General features: G+C 46.3%; 15 protein-coding genes. 14 read left to right on the top strand and 1 reads right to left on the bottom strand.

Annotated features, from left to right (window positions below):
• Positions 1-5: 5 nt before the first annotated feature.
• The 6 genes from HI950_RS27370 to HI950_RS27395 are packed head-to-tail and all read left to right on the top strand — an operon-like array spanning position 6 to position 7764.
• Positions 6-2135 carry a dynamin family protein gene (locus tag HI950_RS27370; protein WP_169087341.1) on the top strand — a complete coding sequence of 710 codons (2130 nt, stop codon included), beginning with the start codon at positions 6-8 and terminating at the stop codon, positions 2133-2135.
• Positions 2101-2796 (top strand): hypothetical protein, encoded by a 696-nt coding sequence (locus HI950_RS27375; protein ID WP_169087343.1) that lies wholly within the window; start codon positions 2101-2103, stop codon positions 2794-2796. Before HI950_RS27370 ends, HI950_RS27375 begins: the two co-directional genes overlap by 35 nt.
• Before the next feature lie 19 nt (positions 2797-2815).
• On the top strand, positions 2816-5611 hold the full coding sequence (locus tag HI950_RS27380; RefSeq protein ID WP_169087345.1) for an ATP-binding protein: 2796 nt from the start codon (positions 2816-2818) through the stop codon (positions 5609-5611).
• The gene (locus HI950_RS27385; protein ID WP_169087347.1) at positions 5604-6377 is read left to right on the top strand and encodes a hypothetical protein; all 774 of its coding nucleotides are present in this window, start codon (positions 5604-5606) and stop codon (positions 6375-6377) included. The genes HI950_RS27380 and HI950_RS27385 overlap by 8 nt, the downstream gene beginning before the upstream one ends.
• Positions 6378-6394: 17 nt before the next feature.
• Positions 6395-6817: a hypothetical protein gene (locus HI950_RS27390; protein WP_169087349.1), complete on the top strand. Its 423-nt coding sequence runs from the start codon at positions 6395-6397 to the stop codon at positions 6815-6817.
• Between the two features lie 8 nt (positions 6818-6825).
• Positions 6826-7764, top strand: coding sequence for a hypothetical protein (locus tag HI950_RS27395; RefSeq protein WP_169087351.1), 939 nt, complete (start codon positions 6826-6828; stop codon positions 7762-7764).
• A gap of 197 nt (positions 7765-7961) precedes the next feature.
• Here the strand turns inward: HI950_RS27395 and HI950_RS27400 are convergent, their stop codons facing one another.
• On the bottom strand, positions 7962-8879 hold the full coding sequence (locus HI950_RS27400) for an ArsR/SmtB family transcription factor (protein ID WP_169087353.1): 918 nt from the start codon (positions 8877-8879) through the stop codon (positions 7962-7964).
• A 402-nt stretch (positions 8880-9281) separates the two neighbouring features.
• Between HI950_RS27400 and HI950_RS27405 the strand changes: the two genes are divergently transcribed.
• The 8 genes from HI950_RS27405 to HI950_RS27440 all read left to right on the top strand — a co-directional run bounded on the left by HI950_RS27405 (position 9282) and on the right by HI950_RS27440 (position 21648).
• Positions 9282-10610, top strand: a complete 1329-nt coding sequence (locus tag HI950_RS27405; RefSeq protein WP_317618458.1) for an ABC transporter substrate-binding protein — start codon at positions 9282-9284, stop codon at positions 10608-10610.
• 111 nt (positions 10611-10721) lie between these two features.
• Positions 10722-11663: a carbohydrate ABC transporter permease gene (locus HI950_RS27410; protein ID WP_169087355.1), complete on the top strand. Its 942-nt coding sequence runs from the start codon at positions 10722-10724 to the stop codon at positions 11661-11663.
• Between the two features lie 3 nt (positions 11664-11666).
• The gene (locus tag HI950_RS27415) at positions 11667-12515 is read left to right on the top strand and encodes a carbohydrate ABC transporter permease (RefSeq protein WP_169087357.1); all 849 of its coding nucleotides are present in this window, start codon (positions 11667-11669) and stop codon (positions 12513-12515) included.
• Positions 12516-12561: 46 nt separating this feature from the next.
• The gene (gene arfA, locus HI950_RS27420; RefSeq protein ID WP_169087359.1) at positions 12562-14082 is read left to right on the top strand and encodes an arabinosylfuranosidase ArfA; all 1521 of its coding nucleotides are present in this window, start codon (positions 12562-12564) and stop codon (positions 14080-14082) included.
• 425 nt (positions 14083-14507) lie between these two features.
• Entirely contained in the window at positions 14508-18851 is a 4344-nt protein-coding gene (locus HI950_RS27425; protein ID WP_187768176.1) for an S-layer homology domain-containing protein, read from the top strand.
• A gap of 314 nt (positions 18852-19165) precedes the next feature.
• The gene (locus HI950_RS27430; RefSeq protein WP_169087363.1) at positions 19166-20209 is read left to right on the top strand and encodes a multicopper oxidase domain-containing protein; all 1044 of its coding nucleotides are present in this window, start codon (positions 19166-19168) and stop codon (positions 20207-20209) included.
• An 18-nt stretch (positions 20210-20227) separates the two neighbouring features.
• On the top strand, positions 20228-21427 hold the full coding sequence (locus tag HI950_RS27435; RefSeq protein WP_317618459.1) for a ZIP family metal transporter: 1200 nt from the start codon (positions 20228-20230) through the stop codon (positions 21425-21427).
• Positions 21428-21453: 26 nt separating this feature from the next.
• Entirely contained in the window at positions 21454-21648 is a 195-nt protein-coding gene (locus HI950_RS27440; RefSeq protein WP_169087365.1) for a twin-arginine translocase TatA/TatE family subunit, read from the top strand.
• Positions 21649-22068 lie beyond the last annotated feature (420 nt).

Genomic DNA, 22068 nt, shown 5'->3' on the forward strand with positions numbered 1-22068 from the left:
TTCACATGCTGGAAAAATTTGCGGAAACAAAAAAAATGCTATTGAATTTCAACAATGAATTGCAGCAATCAGAATATATTGACCGTTATATCATAGAGCATTCCATGCTGGCTGACGAAATGGTCAGATTGGAGGAGGGCGAGTTTAAAATTGCGCTCGTGGCCCCTTTCAGCGCCGGCAAATCCACTTTTATTAACTCGATTATCGGCAAGGATTTGCTTAGCATGGATATTCGGGCGGAAACGTCGGTTATTACGAAAATCAGCTATTCCGAGGATATCAAGGTGGAAATTACTTATTTTGATCAAGAAAAAACCGAGATGATTGCGACTGATCCGCAAGGCATGCCGCTGACTTATGATTCCTGCCGAGAGTTGCTGGAGAAAACAACGACTGTGCGCGATAGCAAGAATGAGGAAATGATTAAGCAGGTTATCGTTTATTGTCCACTTGAAATATGTAAGGATAAAGTGGTAATCATCGATACTCCAGGTCTTTTCTCTAGGCACGAAAAGCACGAAGCGATTACGAATAACGTGCTCCCGCAAGTGAATGCCATTATATTTATGATTTCCCCGGATAGCGTGGGAAATGAGCATTTTACGGAGAAAATCAAAAAGTACGTGGAGTCCGCGAAAAGCTCAAGCTTGGAAGTAGATGGCGGCCATATTTTTTTCGTTATTAACAAAATTGACTATTTTAACCGAGCTGATATAGTCAAGGCGCGTCATGAATTGGAAGTGGTGCTATCCGGCATCATTATGAATCCGAAAATTTATGAAATGTCCGCTTATTACGGAATGAAGGGCAAGCAGCTTCGCAGCGGCGACATTGAAATTAAGAGTGTTCAAACAGACCATACGTTCAAAATTCCCGATCCTGAAGAGCCTGAATATATGATCGCAGGACGGCAGATTACGCCTGGGCATGTCGATGATATTTTGGCCTATAGCCGGATAAATGAGCTGGAAAGCTCATTGGGCGAGTATCTTCAAGCCAAAAATGATTATTTGATCAAGGATGCTGTTTCGAGCATGCGTACTGTATTATCCGATACTGTCAATAAGCTGAGATTTGAAATGAAGGAGCTTCAATTGACAATCAAGGAAGATAATTCGGCATACATCCAAAAAATCGATAAGCTGCGCAAAGAAATTGAGGATGTAAGGGATGAGACGTTGAATAGCGTTAATGATCTTATTTCGAAACGTATGATCGGGGACCTTTCGGGCGGGCTAGAGGATGAGATTGCGGATGAGATTCGAGGAGATCTGGTCGATATCACGAAGGACATTGATCGGGATCTCTACAAGAAATGGACGAAGGCGAAGCAAGGCATCGACCGTTATAATGCGGAGGATGTTCTCCAAAATGTTATTATGGATGCCGAAGATTTTCTAGTGCTAAAGGTTAAGGAAATGGTGCGAAAATCCTTCCTTAGCATTAAGAAGATTGTTTCGGCATTGATTCATGACATCCAATTGCAACTCGATAACGTGGCCGTCAAGCTGGAAGAAGTCGAGTTGAAAAACCTGGGCTCCAAAATGAACAGAATCGGAAACTTAAATGTAGAAAGTTTGGTCGGTTCGACGATGAATCAAATTGAACGCGAGTTTTCTACGAGTATCGTATCGATCGCAAAGGATTGCAAAAAGAAGGTAGAAAACGCATATAAAGCATCAATCAGCACGATAAAAAAAGCAGGTGTCTGGAATTGGCTGAAGGGTCTTGTCGGCATGGAGGACTATGAGGAGAGATTTGATTCCATACGCTTTAAACGTGAGCTGGACGTCATTATAGATGAATTGACCGAAACGATGAAGGACAAGCTTCTCGAAAGTGATGTAGCGATAACCCAGCCTATCTTTGACATGACGAGCGATATCGTCGATAAGATGAATGCCGAGGTTATGAAAATCATCTCGAATGTCGTGAAGATCAAAGAAAACGTACTGCTTCACTTGAAAAAGGAAATGGACAAAAACGAGGAGCAGAAAGAAGCTTCGATTTTGGATATGCAGCAAAGAGCAGCAAGAATCAAAGAAATGAGAAACCGTTTCGAGGAAAAACTTGCGCGACAAGCAGAGGAGGCCGAAACGGATGGACTTCTATACGAAAAAACAGTCTATCAATAAATATATCGATAAAATTTATGATCAGCTTAATCAAGATGTGCTAATGATTAGCGAATACAGCACATTAATGAAGAAATGTGGATTGGAAACGAGCAAGCTATCCAACTATGCTCTTGCCATTAAAGAAGAGATAAAGAGAGAACTTGCGGTTTGGCCCTCCTTCAAGAACTTGACCGCTGAAGATAGGGAGCATTTGCTGTCCGACGTAGATCGCATTCACCGGGAGTTGCGGATTCCTCCATTTACGATAGGCGAGGATGCTTGCATGGATACCGTAATGGAGAGCTCAAGTGTGGTGCAAGCGGTACATGGCTCAACTGCAGGCATACGCAAGGAGCCGTTCTTGAATATGGGCACAGCTGCCGGCGCCATCGTGGGAGTCGGAGTTGGATTGCTGCTAACGAAAAGCCTGCCGATTCTGGTCATTGGCGGTATCGGGGGTGCCGTAGTCGGTACATTCATGGGCAAAAAGGCGTCGAGGCCGAGTCCGAGCCGCGCTGCCGCGTCTCAGGTCGGAACGGCAGATCAGGCGGTGAGCAAAAGCAAGCTGAACCGCTCGAAGGCTGCTAGGCACATCCAAAATAGAAAGACAGTTATCGCGCCAATCTTCCAGCTGTATATCACACAGGTGGAGGACGCTTGTCGTCCCATTATGAAATAGGAAGAAGGTTTCTGCTGCCGTGCTAGAGCAAATACTTCATGTGAAGCGAATGCGTACGCCTATGGATGAAGCGTTTTTCCGTCCTGGCCAACGTATTCGAGACGACTATCAATTTTTTCAAATTAACAAACTCTCGCTCTCTGATGAACTTGAGCCAGCAGAGATACAGCTCTATATTTATGAGCGGATAAAAGAGTTTGTAGCCTCTTTGTCGAATGCGCAGTCGCCCATTATATTCCGTCTGAAAAGTGAACGCCAGACGCGTAAAATCACGCTCTCTATAGGGGCGGTAAAAAGAAGCGGCACTTCGATTTCAGAACGCTTTGGCGCTTATTTCCAGACGTCGGATATGAAAGAGATCGACGACCGACTGGAGCCGGTGGGTTACGAGGCTCAAGTCGTTATTACGGGTATAACTGGCAGAAACGAAACGAAATTTTTCGAATATATCGAACCCTTCGTCAGGACGGCACGCGACAAGGATGCCTTGCTGGAAATCGTTGCAAAGCCGCTCACCAAGACGGCGATTCTGCATCAGCTGGATACGGTCATAGGCATGCGGACGGGCAATTCTATAGCGCTTACGGAGAGCAGCTCGCAAAGCTTGGCGAAATCGGAAACCTATTCGACTACGCTAGGCCAAACAAGTACTGATGGGAGCAACAGTGGTGGAGGCTTAGTTGTGGTGTCGGGAGGCCGATCGACCAGTGAAGGAATCACAAGCTCTGATTCAGACACGAAGGGCACTACCGAGACCGTAACGAAAAATAGCGAGAAAACCGATTTTCAGGCCATGGAGCTCGATAGCCTCCTTGAGAATTATATAGAAAGATTGCAGCAAGCTCTCTCCTCCGGCTTGTGGCAAACCGCCATTTCGATCTTTTCGCGAAACCGCTCAGAGCTAGTCCAAATCGGCGAAGTATACCAATCGACGTACAGTGCCAATGCGGTTGAGCCTTATCGTCAATTTGATTTAAACGGGGTTTATCCAACAGTAGGGTTGCTAGAGGAGAAGAGAGCGTCCCACTCGATAAATATTTTCCATGAGCATTACCGCCTGTTCTCGTTTCTTACCGGCGAGGAGCTTGCGTATGTGTTGGATGTTCCGAAGCATGATTATAACGGTTATGAGCTGTCGCAATGTCCGAGATTTAATCAAAATCCGCCGAATCATGCGGGTGCGCCCCTTGGATATCTCTATGACGCGGAAAAGAAAACCGACACGCTGCTGCATTTGGAGCAGGATCAGCTTGTGAAGCATATGCTCGTAGCGGGCATCACAGGCAGCGGCAAAACGAATACGATTTTTCATGTGCTTAGCACGACGAATGTGCCCTTTCTGATTATTGAGCCAGCCAAAAAGGAATACAGAGGCTTGAGCAGGAAAATTCCTGAGTTGCGCGTGTATACATTAGGGAATGAAGCGGTATCGCCGTTTCGTATCAATCCGTTTTATTTTCCTGTGAACGTCAATATTCAGCAGCATATCGATAATTTAAAGGTTATTTTTAATGCATCCTTTACGATGTATGCTTCGATGCCGAACATACTGGAGCAATGCATCATGAATGTTTATATCAAAAAGGGCTGGAGCCTGACGACCTCGAGAAATATTTATCAACAGGATGAGCAGCAGTATGAATGGTATTTCCCGACGATCGGGGATTTGTATGATGAGATCGACAGCTATACGAAGGAGCTTGGCTACGCTCAGGAGCAAATGCAAAATATTCGAGCGGCGCTGCTGACCCGAATCAGAAGCCTGATGGTAGGCGGCAAGGGGTATATGCTCAATACGGTTGAAACGATCGATATCGGGGAGTTGCTGGCGAGGCCGACGGTGTTGGAGCTTGAGGCAATAGCGGATGATGACGAGAAATCGTTAGTGATTGGACTTATATCCGTCTTTATTTATGAATATGTAAGGTCGCAGGAGCTTGGCTTCACTGGCGTATTAAAGCATTTGCTCGTGTTCGAGGAAGCACACCGCATTTTTGCCAACGTAAGTCAGCAGGGCAGCCAAGAGAGCGTCAATATAAAGGGTAAAGCGGTGGAAAGTTTGAGCCATATTTTATCCGAGATTCGGGCTTATGGAGAAGGCATGATCATTGTCGATCAGGTTCCTACCAAGTTGGCGCCGGATGTTCTCAAAAATACGAATACGAAGATCATTCATCGGATCGTGTCCAAGGATGACTGCGAGTATGTGGCTAATTCGCTCGGGCTGACGGAGGAAAAGGTTCATTTTATTAGCAAGCTCACGAATGGGGCCGCGCTCATGTTTACCGATGGCATGAGCTCGCCGGCCCATCTGCAATTGATCCATGGCAAAGAAGATGTGCGGTATATTCCCGATGAAGAAGTCAGGCTGTACAGCCAGTCCTATAACCATTTGTTGTATAACGCCAAGCATATGCATCCGGTGACGGAAATTCTTATGCAAAATCTGTCCGCTTACGAGGATTTGTCAAATGAAGTCAAACGCTTTTATCGTTCGCTGCTCGAAGAGCCGCTTAGGAATGTGCAAAGCCAATATGCTGCTGTAAAGAGCAATTTAATTCGCTATGCGGCAAATTACGGCTTCGATATGAATATGGATGTTGACAGCTTCGTAGCTTCTTTCGTCAAAGAAGTACTGCTCGCTCTCGTCAAAATGGATGCAACAATAAAGAAACAGGTCAATCGTCGCATCATGCTGGAGAGATACATAGAGGCTTGCTTGGAGCTCGTTGACAAGCAAGCGGACGTACATAAGAAGGAATATGCGCTGATGGAAAATATGCAGCTAAAACTTGGGGGTATTCGCTATGCTTGAATTTTCCGTGATAACGGAATCATTCAAAAAAGGTCTGGAAAAAGCCGAAGCGACTAAAGACTGGACGGAGTTCGAGAAGCTGGAGCCGATGGGAGACACTGATGCTTATCTAAACGAAATGCCGAAGGAAGAGCAGACCGTACTTGATGCAAGCGAGCTGTATATGGCGGATGACATCGGATTGCAGGCGAAGACGGCTGAGTATGGCGACCCTTCCCATATTCGCGGAATTAGAAGCGAGAATGAAAAGGTGGACGTCGTCTTGTCGAAGCAGGAGGAAGTGCTGCAAGGCCCAGCTTCCGACCTCAGTATGCAGCGTGCTTATGAGACCTTGGAGCGGTACAAGGGAACCATCTTCGAGTATGAATTAAAGGATACAATGAAAACCAGCTTCGAGAAGATTGAAGACAAGCAGCAAATCGTACCGACGGAGTACGGAGAGACCAAACCGGACATTATAGCCAGGGGAGCGACAGAGGACCTAAAGATAGGAACGCTTGAGATCAAGCAAGGAGAGGATCTGTTTGTTGAAGCGAAATGCGGGTCTTCCGACTATATTCGCAGCGAGATGGGACATGTGCTGAAACAGGTAGAAGGGCATGACGGCAATTCTTTAGTCGTCGTGACGAAGGATTATTTGGAGCTTAGTCCGGAAATTCGCGCAGGATTCGAGCAAAGATTGACGGAGAAGGGCAGCCACATCTATGTAGCAGATATCAAGTCTACGGATATCAGCATCGGTCTTAGAAACAGTCTTAATCTGTAAGGAAAGGAGGATGGAGAATGAGACAAGCATATTATGGCGTAAACTCGACGTTCTTCGACGGTCAGGCAAATGAGATTGCGCGATTTAATGAATTGACACGGAAGCTATTCAAAACAGGGTTAGAGAAAGAGCAGGAGCTTGCCCTCATGAGTGAACGGGAAGCGTTAAAGGGAGCGATACAAAGTCAGCTTTCGGATCATGGGACGCTTCTTGGTTTTTTGTCGCTTGAGCAGATCGAAGAGGTGGAAGCAGCCGTCCAGTCGTTGCCGAACGATGACAATAAGATGCTACTTGGATCAAATCGTATTCCATATGCCCGGCTGGAGGAGGCAATCGGCGCGTTGGCGGCGGTTGAGCAAACTGAGCCTGTGGCCAATCTTATTTTTTTCTTGGAAAGGGCCAAACAAAACAAACAACATGTTATTGTTTGGATGATGTAGGTGATTAAATGGATTTTCAACAAATTGGCAACATGGTGGAAAAATATTTGGAGAAGCAGCAGTCCAGTATGTTGGCGAATCCGCATCGGATTAATTTGACTATTAAGAAGCTCGAGCAATATACAAGTATTTTTCACAATGATTTAAAGGATCGGTTGCAGCTGGAACAACGAGAACCTAATCCCGGTATCGAACTGGCTGTGCGGAAGCCCGCTTTTAGCGAGGTGCAAACCGAACAATCCTATGATCCCAGCAGGATCAGATATAAGCTGTTTAAGGTTTCGGATCAGTTGATCAATGAGTACCGAAAGCTTCATTCTTATCAAAACCAATGGATCCCGAGAGATAAAGCGATCAGTACGTTTAAATCAAATATTATAGATATCTATACACGAGAAATTGATTTTCCTAACCGGCAGGGAACCCTGCTTGACCGGATCAAGGACGACATTAATAGATGTCTGGCTTTGGAATTGTACGATAAGGAGCTCGAACGTTTATTTAGTGAGATATACAGCGAAAATGTTATACGCGAGCTCGAGGAGATGTCGGTACCTAAATCACCTCAGATTATCAGCCGTATAATTAAGGAATATAGGGAGTATTTTTCGGCCTGTTTAAACAAGTACGAACGATATTGTAAGGAGAAGCCATCCGATTCGGAGCTACTACCATTGAATCCGGAGCAAATGCCTCAGCCGGAGCAGCTATCCAAACTGGAGCAGCTCCCCACTGAGACTGCTCCGGCTATTGCCGGTACGTTGGATGACTTCTTCGCTTTGCAGGAAAGTGCATATTTGGAGCAAAGGCAAAAGCGCGAGCAAGCGGAGAAGGATATTGAAGCAATTACGGTTGAGTTTAAAGACGGGAATAAAAAAACGCTAACTTTCAATTTGTTGCCTCTCGAAATGCAAACAGTATTAATAGAAGCTTTAAAAAAGGAATAATAAGCAGGTAAGAAAAAATGCAAGTCAGAAGGAAGAGTCAACTGTGACCTGCTAGAGTGGAACGTTGTAGATAGTATTAACGGGCAGAAGCCTCTTTTATTGTTATTATTGTCCTTGTGCTAGATACTAATTCACTTAACACAAAGAGACCTACCATGCATGCAATGCACCTGTGGAAGGTCTCTTTATTTTTATGACTAAGCCCTATCAACCTCATCATATATAATTCTAGCGATGAGATCCTGCTTATAGTTGCCGAAGGTTTGCCCGTAAATGGTAAGGCCGCCAACGTTGCCCGTTTCTGCTACGCCAATCTTAAATTTGATGTCTGTATGTTCATTCAGCTGGATATCGGCAATCGTAACATTCGATATGAGGCATCCGTCGATGAAGGAGCCGTTCTCGTTGATGCGCACCAGCTTGATCAAGCCAAATTGATTTAAGTGGGGCGGCCACCACTCTGGATTGTACGTTCCTCGCTCCAGGCCGAAATCACCTGGGGATGTCCACATGCCGATGTCAACTCCATTTACGCTGAACACGATATCGGATGGGTAGTCGTTATTAAAGCTAGGTGCCTCGGAGCCGATTTCCAAAATAAATTGCAGCTCGCTGAAGCGTTGATTGGATTTCAGGTAATTTGGAATTCGGTATTCCAGATATCCTTTGCTCAGCCAAACGATTCCGGCATTGATATGCTCAGGATCAGCAAAATAGCGAGGATTGTCGAATTCTCCGACAATGCTGTCTTTGGTAGCTAATCCGCAGGTGGGCTCGGCATGATAGTCGCAATAGTGGCCTACTCTTATTTCTACTTCATACACATTTTGCTTGCCTTTGCTCCGTAATTCGACAGATAGCAGATCCTCGTTCAAATAACATATTTTTTGACGGCCATGGCGGCCGACCGCTGTCGTGATATCAATTAAGCCGCTTTCCTCGAGCTTCTTAATATGCATCGTAATCGCCCCGTTGGTAAGCCCGAGCTTCTCGGCGATCTCGTTTAAATTCAAACTATCGTGCTTGGTCAGCAGTTCTAGTATTTCGATTCTGATTTCCGAACTCAGTGCTTTAAAGATGCTTAAACCTGAACGGAGCTCTTTGATATGGATCAATGTATGTAGTCGCCCCTCTCCTAACGTTTAATTGGTTTAACTTATTATAAATCAAAAGATAACGAATGAGAAGGGATAGGTTTTTTATGTAAAAACAGGGTGAAAAGACAGCGAAAAGCAGTGTTTTGCTAAGTTCATTCATTCAATTTGAAAAAACTGCACATCGTAGAGCAAATAGAAATTTAACTTGGTTTAGTAAAGTCTAAAATAAAATAATAAAGTAAACGCATACATTTTGTGATTGACAAACAAAACAGTCCTCATTATGATGGGAATATCAAACAGTTTAGGTTTATATAAAATAAATATACAAAAGTCTAAAACAAACTTGATTTACCCAGTATCGGCATTGATCCCAAAGGGATTAAGCATAGAAGCATACTTATTTAAGGGGGAATACAAGTGAAAAAGCATTTGTTAGTCATGCTCTCTTTTCTAGTCTTGTTTACTGTTGTTCTGACTGCTTGCTCTGGTAATAACGGCGGCAATAAGAACAGCACAACGAACAAGGAAGAAACCGCAACGAACGGTGCAAAAACGACGAAAATTGAATTCTGGACGTTTAACGAGCTGCATCAAAAGTTTTATGAGGATATGGCAAAACGTTGGAATGAGGCAAACCCGGAGCAACAGATTCAGTTAGTCGCAAACACTTTCCCTTATGATGACATGCACAACAAGCTTTTGGTAGCGCTTCAATCTGGAACAGGCGCACCGGATATGGCAGATATTGAGCTGAATAAATTCCCCAATTTCCTAAAAGGAGAACCACAGCTTCTTCCGCTTAATGATGTGATTGAGCCTGAGATTAATAATCTAGTGAAATCAAGGCTGGATATTTATTCGAAAGACGGCAATTATTATGGCATCGACTTCCATGTCGGAGCTGCCGTAATCTACTACAACAAAGAGATTCTCGATAAGGCGGGCGTTAATCCAGATAATATTAAGACGTGGGCTGATTATGAAGCAGCCGGCAAGCAAGTACTGGATAAAACCGGCATTCCGATGGCTACACTCGAAAGCGGAGATTTGTGGTCGCTATGGCCTCAGGTAGCGCAAGTACCCGGAAATGACGATATCCAAACAGCGGATGGAAAGCTTAATATTACAAGCCCGATTGTAGCAGAACCGCTCAAATGGCAGCAGAATCTAGTTAAACAAGGCATTGCTATTGCCGCACCTGGGACGGGACATCACAGCGAGGAATATTATGGTTTAATGAACAGCGGCGGCGCTGCCTCCCTTTGGATGCCAATGTGGTATATGGGACGGTTCACCGATTATATGCCCGATCTGAAAGGCAAGATTGTCATTAAGCCTATGCCTGCATGGGCAGAAGGGCAGCCACGATCGGCAGGTATGGGCGGCACGGGCACAGCTATAACGAAAACGACCAAGAATGCCGAATTAGCCAAAGCATTCCTTGCTTTCGCCAAGATCAGCAAAGAAGGCAATATTCAAATTTGGAAGCAGCTTGGATTTGACCCGCTCCGTTCGGACGTATGGACTGATCCTGCGCTGAGCGAGCCGAATAAATTTACGGAGTATTTTGGAGACGACATCTTCAATGTGCTGACTGATATCAAGGGCGAGATTGAAGGCGTGAACATTAATGAGAATACGCCGACGATTTCCGATACTTTCAAAACTTCAATTCTAGTGCGTACTTTGCTCGACAACGAGGACGTTGATAAAGTGCTGAAAGAAGCAGCCGCACAGCTAAAATAATAGAATGATAAAGTATCACTAGCTCCGCGAGGGCTAGTGATACTGTTTATTCGAAATCTATGCTGCGAAACTAGCTTTAGCTATTTACGCTTGGCAGGGAGGAAGGGTTTTATGGCAAAAGGCTCGCCAGAGGCATTAAAGGCAGCGGAAACTTCGAAAGCTTCCGCCGGCTCCAGCATTTTGTATTCACAAAAAATTGCTCCTTACTTTTTCGTATTGCCTTTCTTAATCTCATTTGCCGTTTTCTTTGCCTATCCGGTTATTTCGGCTATCGTGATGAGCTTTCAGGAGGTTCTTCCCGGGCAGGTGGCGTTTATCGGGGTCGAGAACTATAAGGATTTATGGAATCCGACGTTTCTCAAAGCGATCGTCAACAGCAGTAAATATACGATATTCTCTTTATGTATTCTGATCCCTATTCCTCTTATATTGGCTGTCTTCCTGAATGCGAAGGTGATGTTTGCCAAAAACTTCTTTCGTTCCACGCTATTCATCCCTGCGTTAACTTCCGTTGTTGTAGCAGGGACCATATTTCGATTAGCTTTCGGAGAACTGGAAGGCTCACTCATGAATACAATTGTCACCTCGCTTGGCTTTGAGAAGCAGCGCTGGCTTGGCAAGGAGCATTTGGCGATGCTTACGCTAATAACGCTAGCGGCTTGGCGATGGATTGGCATTAACCTGCTCTATTTTATGGCTGGACTCCAAAATATCCCGAAGGAATTATATGAATCTGCGGAAATTGACGGCGCTTCGACTTGGAATAAATTTTTGAAAATCACAATGCCTTTGCTGAAGCCGATTACGATCTATGTGTTCACGATAAGCATTTACGGCGGTTATTCCATGTTCACAGAAAGCTACATGCTGTGGAACGGCAACCGTTCACCAAACGATATCGGATTGACGATTGTCGGATATTTATACCGAAATGGGCTAGAACAGAATAATTTGGGTCTTGGCTCGGCGGTTGGTATCGTGCTGCTTGTTCTCACCTTTATCATCACAATCAGCCAGCTTAAACTATTCGGAATGTTCAAGAAGGAGGAGTAGAGGATGAATACGGCAGAGAAACATAAATGGACCATGAATACCGTATGGCTGCTTCTCTTGTTTATCGTATTCGCGGCGTTCGCGCTGTTCCCGCTGGTCACATTGACGATCGCTTCCTTTAAACCGGCCCAGGAGCTTATGCGCTTTGGGTTAAATCTGAAGATCAGCCCGGAAATTTTTTCTTTCAAAAACTATGCGTATTTGTTCACGGGCGACTCCCTATATTTAACCTGGTACAAAAACAGCTTGGTTATTACGGCCATTTTCACGGTACTGTGCTTGCTCTTTTCTTCGATGGTTGGCTATGGCTTGGCGGTCTATAACTTTCGATTTCGCAACTTCATCTTTGCGCTAGTATTGATTACGATGATGGTGCCGATTGAAATTATTATTCTCCCTCTATACAAGCTGTCGATTAACCTGAAGCTGATTAACAGCATATGGGGCGTCATCTTGCCTTTTGTTGTGGCTCCGCTGCCTATTTTCTTCTTCCGTCAATATGCAAGCGGGCTGCCGAAGGATTTTCTCGACGCTGCTCGTGTGGATGGAACGACGGAATTCGGCACTTTTTTCCGCATCATGATGCCGCTTATGGCGCCTGCTTTCTCATCTATGGCAATCCTTCAAGCGCTGTTCGCATGGAATAACTTTTTATGGCCGCTCATCGTTCTGCGTACAACCGAGCAGCTGACGATTCCGATCGGCCTTGCGACGCTCCTTACACCGTACGGCAACAATTTCGATATGCTCATTTCTGGCGCCGTTATGGCGATTGTCCCCATCTTGCTCGTATTTTTATTTTTCCAAAAGTATTTTATCGAAGGCATGACCGCAGGCGGGGTCAAAGGTTAAGACAGCTCACTTACAAATCTATCTTCTCAAAAAGAAAGGTGATTCCATGACACTTAAAGCGAAAATGACACTTGAAAAAGATTTTGCCATATCCGAAGTTGATCCCCGAATTTATGGTTCCTTCATTGAGCATCTAGGACGCGCCGTTTATGGCGGCATCTATGAGCCGGGCCATCCTGAAGCCGATGAGAACGGCTTTCGCAAAGATGTCGCCAAGCTGATCACCGACCTGCAGGTTCCCATCGTCCGTTATCCGGGCGGCAATTTTGTATCCGGATACAATTGGGAGGACGGAGTTGGACCAAAAGAGGAGCGGCCGAGAAGGCTGGAGCTGGCTTGGCGAACGATCGAGACGAACCAATTCGGGACGAATGAGTTTGTAGATTGGGCACGGAGCGTGAATGCCCAGGTGATGATGGCGGTTAACCTTGGAACGCGCGGCATCGATGAAGCCCGTCAATTGCTAGAATACTGCAACCATCCAGGCGGTACGTATTGGAGCGATTTGCGCAAGAAGCATGGTTATGCGCAGCCTCATGCGATCAAAACCTGGTGCCTAGGGAATGAAATGGACGGTCCATGGCAGATCGGGCACAAAACAGCTGAGGAATACGGCCGTCTTGCGCTGGAGACAGGGAAGGCAATGAAATGGGTCGACCCAACGATTGAGCTGGTATCCTGCGGAAGCTCCAATACGGGCATGCCTACTTTTCCGCAGTATGAAGCTATCTCTCTTGAGCATACGTATGATGTGGTGGATTACGTCTCGCTCCATCAGTATTACGGCAATCGAAGCGGTGATACCGCCAGCTTCCTCGCTTATTCAATGGATCTGGACCATTTTATCAAAACGATTAAATCGACCTGCGACTACATCAAGGCTAAGAAGCGCAGCAAGAAGACGATTAATTTGAGCTTTGATGAATGGAATGTATGGTTTCATTCGAACGAGGCAGACAAGCAGATTGAGCCTTGGTCTATTGCGCCCCCGCAGCTTGAGGATATTTATACGTTTGAGGATGCGCTGCTTGTCGGCAGCATGCTGATTACGCTCTTGAAGCATGCGGATCGTGTCAAGATCGCTTGCCTGGCTCAGCTTGTTAACGTCATTGCACCGATTATGACGGTGAACGGAGGCGGATCATGGAAGCAGACGATCTATTATCCGTATATGCATGCATCCGTTTATGGCAGAGGAATTGCGCTGCAGCCGGTCATAACCTCTGACAAATATGATGCTAAGGATTTTACGGATGTCCCTTATTTGGATAGCGTTGCCGTTTATAATCCAGAGACAGAGGAATTAACGGTATTTGCGATCAATCGCAGTCTGGAGGAGTCGCTAAGCTTAGAATGTGACATTAGAAGCTTTCCGGAATACGCCGTAATCGAGCATATCGTACTGGAAAACGAGAATTTAAAAGCTGTAAATTCGATTGCTGGGCAAGATGTAAAGCCGCATAGCGGCGGGCAATCGACTGTGAAGGATAGCTTGCTGGAGGCGCGCCTGTCTAAGCGCTCCTGGCATGTGATTCGATTAGGCAAAAGGAAGAACGAGCAGCTGTAGAAGGCTATGAAGAGATACGTAGCACGTGAAATACAAATGTACTCATAAAATAGGAGACCTTTCACAAGTTCATTGAACTTGTGGGAGGTCTTTTCTTTAGGTTAAAGCGAGCGAAAAAGCACGCATGGAAAACCAGCCTTCCCCACCAGATGATAAATAATGCAACCCTCATCGTAAATTTTTCCATATCCGTAAGGAGGCTAGTATTTTAAGATAGCTATGGCAAGGGAGGGGATGATCGTAAAAGGGAAATATGTAAGCGATTTCAATTAATCGTTTCAAACAAGCTATTTCACTCAAAAAAGAGCATCAAAATGCTAGGCCCAAATCGCATGCGTTTTGCCATTCAAGTATGATCGCCAATTGCAGCTAATCTTTTTCACCGCGTTTAATGAATCATGAATAGACTCTGAGGAGGCTTTATGATGTTTAAGCAAAAAGGTATAAAAAAGGTATTTAGCTCTGTTCTTTCATTTGCGCTTTTGCTTTCGCTTATCAGTGTTTTTCCAGCATCAACGGAAGCGGCTGACCATTCGGCAGCTGCAGGAGGCTCTTTTAACCTGTTGGACCCGTCCCTTTTTACGCCTATGGCCGATGTGAATCTCAAAGTAAGCTCGGAGGATCCGAATCATCCGGGCGCAGACGCATTGCGGACTGGCGGCAGCGGATATTGGCGGAATGCAAGCTCAAATGTCTATATGAATGACTACTCGCCATCCTCATTGGCTTTAACCCTCGACTTAGGCGCTTCCAAAACAGTTGATAAGCTGTACCTTGAAATACCAAACTCCATCCCTAATATCCAAAGCAACGCGACAAGATTTGAAGTCTATTACTCCAATAGCATCCATTCATGGGAAAGCGCGCCTACGGTTACTAATTCAGCGTACAATTACGACTGGAAAGCAAACGGCTGGACGCTGGCCGGTGGCACGGAAACGGAAGGTTTGTGGTCGTATGTTACATACAACGGACAACAGTGGGGATTTGATACGAAAACATTTTTGTATCCGTTTACGGCCCGGTATGTGATGATCAACACGGTGCTGGTTGGCCCACGCGATTCGCGTACGGATGATAACGCTTCGCTGATGGGAATATCCGGCTTAACGATTTACGGCAAAGATCCGATAATGAACACTACTGTACTTGAGCCGGCCAAGGATACTTACAGTACATGGGATCAGACAGCCCCGATCGCAACAACCATTAACCTTGCTGACGGGCAGACTCTTGCGAACATAACGAAAGGCGGCCATACGCTTCAAGCGGGTACGGATTACTCAATATCCGGCAATACGGTTACATTCGCGCTCCCATTCCTTGCGAAACTGCCGCTTGGCACAAATGAATTTATGTTCCATTTCAATAGCGGCGATCCGTCATTATTCGCGATGGACGTAACCGCCCGGGGCCATGGCGAGAATAACAAAACCATCAAGATGAACGCCATTGAAGGCGTGTCTCCCTATAATATTTTGGGCGGCGCAATGGGAACTGACGAGCCGGTTGAAGGTGTGACCAAGCGGATACGAGACGGTTACCACGACTTTTACGGAGATCAGCCTGCGGCAACTGCCGCCGACGACCATATCAAGAGTGTTTGGGACAGCACGCTTAACAAAAATGTATTTAAGGTCATAGCGCATGGCAGAGGCTTGAATAACGAATTCGAAGAGAAGGTTCGCGACGGCGAATACGCCCATAAAGGTGTTTTTGACCGGGAGAAAGGCTACGTCGTAGGCGGGGCATCTATTACGGACAGGCAAAGAATTGAAATTCGTCCAAGCGAGGATTCAACCGGCGATTTTGTAGCATACGAGGGCGACTTGGTTTCATACGAATGGCTCTGGAATATACCCGACGGCATCCAGTGGAACCAGCCGAACTTCAGACATCTCTTCCAGCTGAAGGCTGTGAATGCGCATGAGAAAGATACATTGCCGGGCGGCAACACCGGCGGTGAGAATGGTGCGTATATTCTAGCTATTTCAGTCTCCGGAACGACGAGCAGAACACTTGTTGTGAACCATAACCGTTATGACGGCGACAAGACGATGCTAAGAATCCCGTTAAAGGAAATCGACGGCCACTGGATTAAGGTGGAGCTTGACGCGCTTGTTTCGGATTCCGGCTGGTTCACCGTTAAGATCACCGACATGGTTACCGGCAAAATCTATACGTTTGACAATCCGGATGTTTTTCAACCATTCGCGGACAAAGGCGCAACCGACGGCAGCAAAGACTTATGGAGAAGACCGGAGAGAACCGGAGGCTTTGAGACTGAATATCCCGCTGCCTTTGATCAATATTTGCGTCCTAAGTGGGGCATTTACCGCAGCTCTGCGAATGGCACAAACTCAGCCTATGATGCGGAGCTGCAGCTTTCGGACATCACCATAAGCAAGGAAGCAACAGGCTTGTCCTCTGTGAACCTCGCGCTTAATAAAAAAGCGTATAACGTAGGGCCGACAGCGGGCGCGGGCGTGGTTCAGCAGCAATCGGTAACGGCTAATGTATACGGTAACGCCAATAAGCTGACGAGCGGCGTGCTGCAAGACCCGAAGGTGTGGCCGGTCACCAACGTTACGAGCCTTGACCAAATTGGAAATTATTCATGGCTCGGTACCGATGGTGAGCGAAAGGGCAGCTTCGTAATCGACCTTGGACAAGCGATGGATTTTAGCCAAATAAGGCTGTTTGCAAAATCGACTAGGTTAAAAGGCGCGACCGTTTATGTGTCTGATGATTTGGGCAACCATTCTACGGCTGCTGAATTCGACGCCATGCATTTTACACAAGTGGATAAAAAGACAGCCGAAGGGTATACGTTTGCTACAGGCAACAATGATGGCGGTACAGATTCGGAGGATAGCTCGTACCCGATAAACCTTGGCAAGAGCTATCAGTCTAGATATATCAAAGTAACGGTAGAGAATGCATCGGGCGGCAACGCAGACACGGATCTTACAGGGCCTCCGCGCCTTACACAAGTTCAAGTATTCAATGCGCCAACGCCTCCACAGAATCTTAAGTTAGACGTTAGCGGCTCAGTTAAAACCGTGGAATGGGATGCCAATGCTTCTAGCGAGGGTTACGCGGTTTATAATGGCGAAGCGGTGCTGGCTGACTTAGCGGCAGGCGAAACAAGCTTTATTTTGCCGGCTGATGTGACCGATTTGTCCAAGCTTGCGGTAAGGTCAAAGGGAACTGACCGGTATTCCCGCAAGTTTATGATTTCGGCACCGACGCTGCTGGAGCCGGTTTTTGCGGAATCATTATCGCTGAACAAAAGCAGTCTGACGATCAACAAGGGCTCATCCGAGCAGCTTGAAGCGACAGTGTTACCTAGTAATGCTGCAAACAAAACGGTCATATGGCATTCAAGCGATGATACCGTTGCAGCAGTTGATCAAACGGGTCTCGTTGCAGGTGTGAAGGAAGGCGCTGCAACAATAACGGCAACGATTGAAGATACATCCATAAAGGCAGAAGCCGCGATAACCGTTACGAAGTCTAATGGTTCTACAGGTCCTGGAACGAATCCCGGCAGCTCGACACCGCCGCCATCTGAACCCGTAGTTAATACCGGCATTATCGATGTTGAAAAGGATGCAAAAGTAACAAAAGAAACATCGGCTGATGGAGCGACAGTAACGAAGGTTGCTGTGGACGCGAATAAGCTGGAGAAAGCATTGGCGTCTCCGATTGTTGTGATCGAGGTGAAGGGCAGCGATTCTATCGTTCATGTAGAGCTGCCTGGCGATGCCATTCAGAATGCAATCAGTAAGCAAGGCAATGCGGTTATTCAGATTAAAGCAAATGGCGCAAGCTACGAGCTGCCAATAAGCTTGTTTAAAGAAATGCCGAAGGGTTCAACCGTAAGCGTCATGATTTCTAAAGTAACCGGTAAAGCCGGAGACGATATAAACGCAGCGGCCAAAAGCTTGAACGCGAAGCCATTGATTTTGAATCCAATCGAATTTGTGGTTACGGTCAACGGCAAAGAATGGTCTGACTTCGGCGGCGTTTATGTCAATCGTTCCATTAGCTTGGGTGCTTTAACGGTTGACTCGAGCAAGGCAACAGCGGTATGGGTGGATTCGAACAACGATATGCATTTCGTGCCATCCACCCTTACAACGAAGGATGGTTCGTCCGAGATTACGATTCGTTCGCCGCACAACAGCATCTATACCGTCATCCAATCCGACAAATCGTTTGCCGATTTGCAAGGGCATTGGGCTAAAGCGGATGTAGAGCTGCTGGCGAATAAATGGATTTTAAACGGTAAAACCGATCAGCAATTTGCACCGGATGCCCAAATTACACGTGCCGAGTTTGCGGCCATGCTGGTTCGTTCGCTTGGATTAGTTGAAGGGAAGGCGGATGGATTCAATGACGTGCAGCCGAGCGATTGGTTCGCCGGAGCGGTAAGCACGGCGTTTAAAGCCGGATTGATCAACGGCTATGAAGACGGTACCTTTAGGCCAAACGCCAACATTACTCGCGAGCAAATGGTGGCGATGATGATTCGGGCGATAAAAGCGGGGGGCAAAGAGATTCAGGCCGACCAAGCTTTATTGAATCGGTTCGCTGACCTTTCGGATATTGCCCAATGGTCGAGAGAAGCCGTCTCGCAAGCATTGAAAGCAGGTCTCATTCAAGGCATGTCCGACAAGACGTTTGCGCCGGGAGAGCCTGCGACGCGCGCGCAAGCCGCCGTAACGCTGAAGCGCATGCTGCAATCGCTGCAATTTATCAACTAATGTATGGCAAGGCCGCCAAGCTGCTTGGCGGTCTATTTTATGCTTTCAAAAATTAATGCGGAAGCACAAACAAATGCCGTTTTTTGATCGTGAAGCCATTTAATTCTATGAAAATTAGCGTTCCTGTCTTAATAACCATGCAAAACGAGCATTCAAAAAAACACTTTACAAAGCGCCTAGGTTAACATATATTCTACTCATACAAAATGTTTCCTTTGGTAAACTTTTTGTCCCTCAGTGAAATAATATTTTTTTATTAACTATTTTGCATAGAGGCAAAATAATTTCCTTATATAAACACGGAGGTGGAAGTGATGGCACTTGACCCAAATCGACAATTTTCAAGGCGAAGCATTCTTAAAGTCGGAGCAGCTGGCCTATTAGGCGTGCTTGGAAGCCGTTTTTTAAACACAAGTGCTTTATTCGGCAAGTCTGCCAGTGCGATGGGTAAGGAAGAAATGCACCATACGTTCAAAGATCAAATGAAGCACGGGGTGGCGCATGGTTACGACCCGGGAACTGATTCTACTCCGGGGCTGGAAGCGGCAGTTAAAGCATTAACGGCATTTAATTATGGGGCTGTCAGCACCTCGCCGGATGGCAGAACGATTAGGGAATACGATATTCAAGCGTGGGATGCCGAGGTGGAAATAGCGAAGGGTCTCAAGTTTCCGGGGTGGACATTCAATGGTACGATTCCGGGACCCACCTTGCGTTGTACAGAGGGAGATATCGTCAGAATCAAGTTCGGGAATGGCTCGGCGCATCCGCATTCCATTCATTTGCATGGTATTCATCCAACGAATATGGACGGCTTGGAGCCTGTCCCGTCTGGAAGTGAATTTGTGTATGAATTTGAAGCGAAGCCAGCAGGGCTGCAGCCTTATCATTGTCATGTTCCGCCGCTCGCCAGACACATACACAAAGGACTTTACGGACACTTCATTATTGATCCTAAGAAACCAAGAAAGCCGGCAAAAGAGCTAAGCATGGTGATGAATGGCTTTGACTTGGATTTAGATGGCGAGAATGAGGTATACACCGTCAATGGCTACGCATTTGCTTACCAATCCAGACCTATTCAAGTGAAAGCGAGGGAGCTGGTGCGTATCTATATCAGTAATTTAACAGAGTTCGACCCGATCAATTCTTTTCATTTGCATGCTAATTTCTTTCATTATTATGCGACTGGAGCAGATCCGGATGCGAGGCCCTACTATACGGATACGATTATGCTTTGCCAAGGGGAGAGAGGCATCATTGAAGTGAGTTTTCCTTCTCCAGGAAAATATATGTTCCATGCTCATCAGAGCGAGTTCACGGAGCTCGGCTGGATGGGGTTTTTTGAAGTCGTATGACAAGAGGAGGTGTATGATGTGCAGACTGAAAGAGTAGTTAAAAAGTCTAATAAAAAAGTCGTTTGGCTGCTTGGCGTAATGCCTTTGCTGCTGCTGGCAGGCATGATTGCCATTATTGCCACATGGGGAACAGGCGTGAAGGAGCAGCAGGCAGCTCCGATAGAAATGTTGAATATAGAACGCATTATTTTGACGGACGATGGATTCGAGGTTCGTGTTCTCAATTCTGGACCGAAGGAGCTGACGGTAGCTCAGGTTGTGGTAGATGGCTCCTTTTGGAATGCGAGTTACTTACCAAGCTCAACGCTTGAGAGATTCGGCAGCGCGACGATCTCGATCCCTTATCCATGGGTGGAGGGAGATCCTCATGAAATCAAGCTTATCACGACGAACGGTTTGATCTTTGTAGGGGAAGTAGCTGCTGCAATAAAGACGCCGGCTGCTGATACCAACAGATTCCTGCAATATTCGCTTATAGGTTTTTATGTTGGTGTTATTCCAGTGGGACTGGGTCTATTGTGGTATCCTTTTATGCGCCGCTTCTCATCAAGAGGCATTCAAGCGGTTATGGCATTTACGGTTGGCCTATTATTTTTCCTAGCCATTGATACCATTCAAGAAGGGATAGAGCTTGGTGCGGAAGCGCCTGGCGTATTCCAAGGAACGGGCTTGGTTTGGTTCGGAGCGGCGCTCAGCTTCTTGTTTCTGATTGCCATTGATCAGACAAATTCGAAGAAATCATTAAACGATCAGGACGGGGGCAAGCAGGTTTCCTTCAAAATAGCCGGCGGGATAGGTCTTCATAATCTCGGTGAAGGTCTCGCAATTGGCGCAGCCTTTGCAGCCGGCGAGGCTGCGCTCGGATCATTCCTTATTATCGGATTTACGCTGCATAACATTACGGAAGGGATCGGCATCGCAGCGCCGCTTCTGAAAGCGAAGCCGACACTTAAGACTTTCTTGGCCTTAGCTGTCTTGGGCGGTGGACCGGCTATTATCGGAACGTGGGTCGGCGGATTCGTCTTTAATCAAACTTTAGCGGCATTGTTCTTCGGGATCGGCGCAGGTGCCATCATTCAAGTTATTTATGTCATCTTCAAAATGATTATTAGAGACGCCAAGGCTGCAGGCGCGCCTACCGTTTCATGGCTTAACTTCTCAAGCCTAACGCTTGGTGTTTTGCTGATGTATGTCACGGCTCTATTGGTTAACTTTTAAAGCCAAGTAGAAATGGGGAGATTAGAATGCCGATGAATATAGGCTTTGCGGGAATTGTATTGCTTGTTATTTTAGGCTTGCTGCTGTTCGGGCCATCCAAGCTGCCACAGCTGGGGCGGGCGATTGGAGCGACGTTGTTAGAGTTCAGAAGAGGGGCAAAGGGATTAATAGACCAGGATGAAAAGAAGCCGGAGCCGGTGCAATCGAAAGAAACCAAATAATCAAGCAATGGAGGCTGTCTCAAAAGGTTGTCGGGTTTGTGTACGTACACCGTTGAGTAGTTGGGCGCTCGGCTTGCGGAAATAGATCTAGAAACTAGATCTATTGCTCACAAATTGGCTCGATTCACGAAAATTGGTCTAGAGAGTAGACCTATTTTAGACGCGCAGCCCGCCAAAAGGGCGATTGGACGCTCGGCCTGCGGAAATAGATCTAAAAAGTAGATCTATTGCTCACAAATTGGCTCGATTCACGGAAATAAGTCTAGAAAGTAGACCTATCATCGGCGCACAACCCGCCAAATGGGCGATTGGGTGCTCCGACAGCGGAAATAGATCTAGAAACTAGATCTATTGCTCACAAATTGGCTCGATTCACGGAAATAAGTCTAGAAAGTAGACCTATCATCGGCGCACAACCCG

Origin of the sequence: Paenibacillus sp. PL91 (assembly GCF_012935325.2) — a bacterium.
Lineage (GTDB): Bacteria > Bacillota > Bacilli > Paenibacillales > Paenibacillaceae > Pristimantibacillus.

What these genes read in the sequence shown, in the direction of transcription:
- HI950_RS27425 (WP_187768176.1), top strand. Translation starts at nt 14,508, where the DNA reads ATGTTTAAGCAAAAAGGTATAAAAAAGGTATTTAGCTCTGTTCTTTCA.
- HI950_RS27375 (WP_169087343.1), top strand. Translation starts at nt 2,101, where the DNA reads ATGGACTTCTATACGAAAAAACAGTCTATCAATAAATATATCGATAAA.
- HI950_RS27395 (WP_169087351.1), top strand. Translation starts at nt 6,826, where the DNA reads ATGGATTTTCAACAAATTGGCAACATGGTGGAAAAATATTTGGAGAAG.
- HI950_RS27415 (WP_169087357.1), top strand. Translation starts at nt 11,667, where the DNA reads ATGAATACGGCAGAGAAACATAAATGGACCATGAATACCGTATGGCTG.
- HI950_RS27410 (WP_169087355.1), top strand. Translation starts at nt 10,722, where the DNA reads ATGGCAAAAGGCTCGCCAGAGGCATTAAAGGCAGCGGAAACTTCGAAA.
- arfA (WP_169087359.1), top strand. Translation starts at nt 12,562, where the DNA reads ATGACACTTAAAGCGAAAATGACACTTGAAAAAGATTTTGCCATATCC.
- HI950_RS27370 (WP_169087341.1), top strand. Translation starts at nt 6, where the DNA reads ATGCTGGAAAAATTTGCGGAAACAAAAAAAATGCTATTGAATTTCAAC.
- HI950_RS27385 (WP_169087347.1), top strand. Translation starts at nt 5,604, where the DNA reads ATGCTTGAATTTTCCGTGATAACGGAATCATTCAAAAAAGGTCTGGAA.
- HI950_RS27440 (WP_169087365.1), top strand. Translation starts at nt 21,454, where the DNA reads ATGCCGATGAATATAGGCTTTGCGGGAATTGTATTGCTTGTTATTTTA.
- HI950_RS27390 (WP_169087349.1), top strand. Translation starts at nt 6,395, where the DNA reads ATGAGACAAGCATATTATGGCGTAAACTCGACGTTCTTCGACGGTCAG.
- HI950_RS27430 (WP_169087363.1), top strand. Translation starts at nt 19,166, where the DNA reads ATGGCACTTGACCCAAATCGACAATTTTCAAGGCGAAGCATTCTTAAA.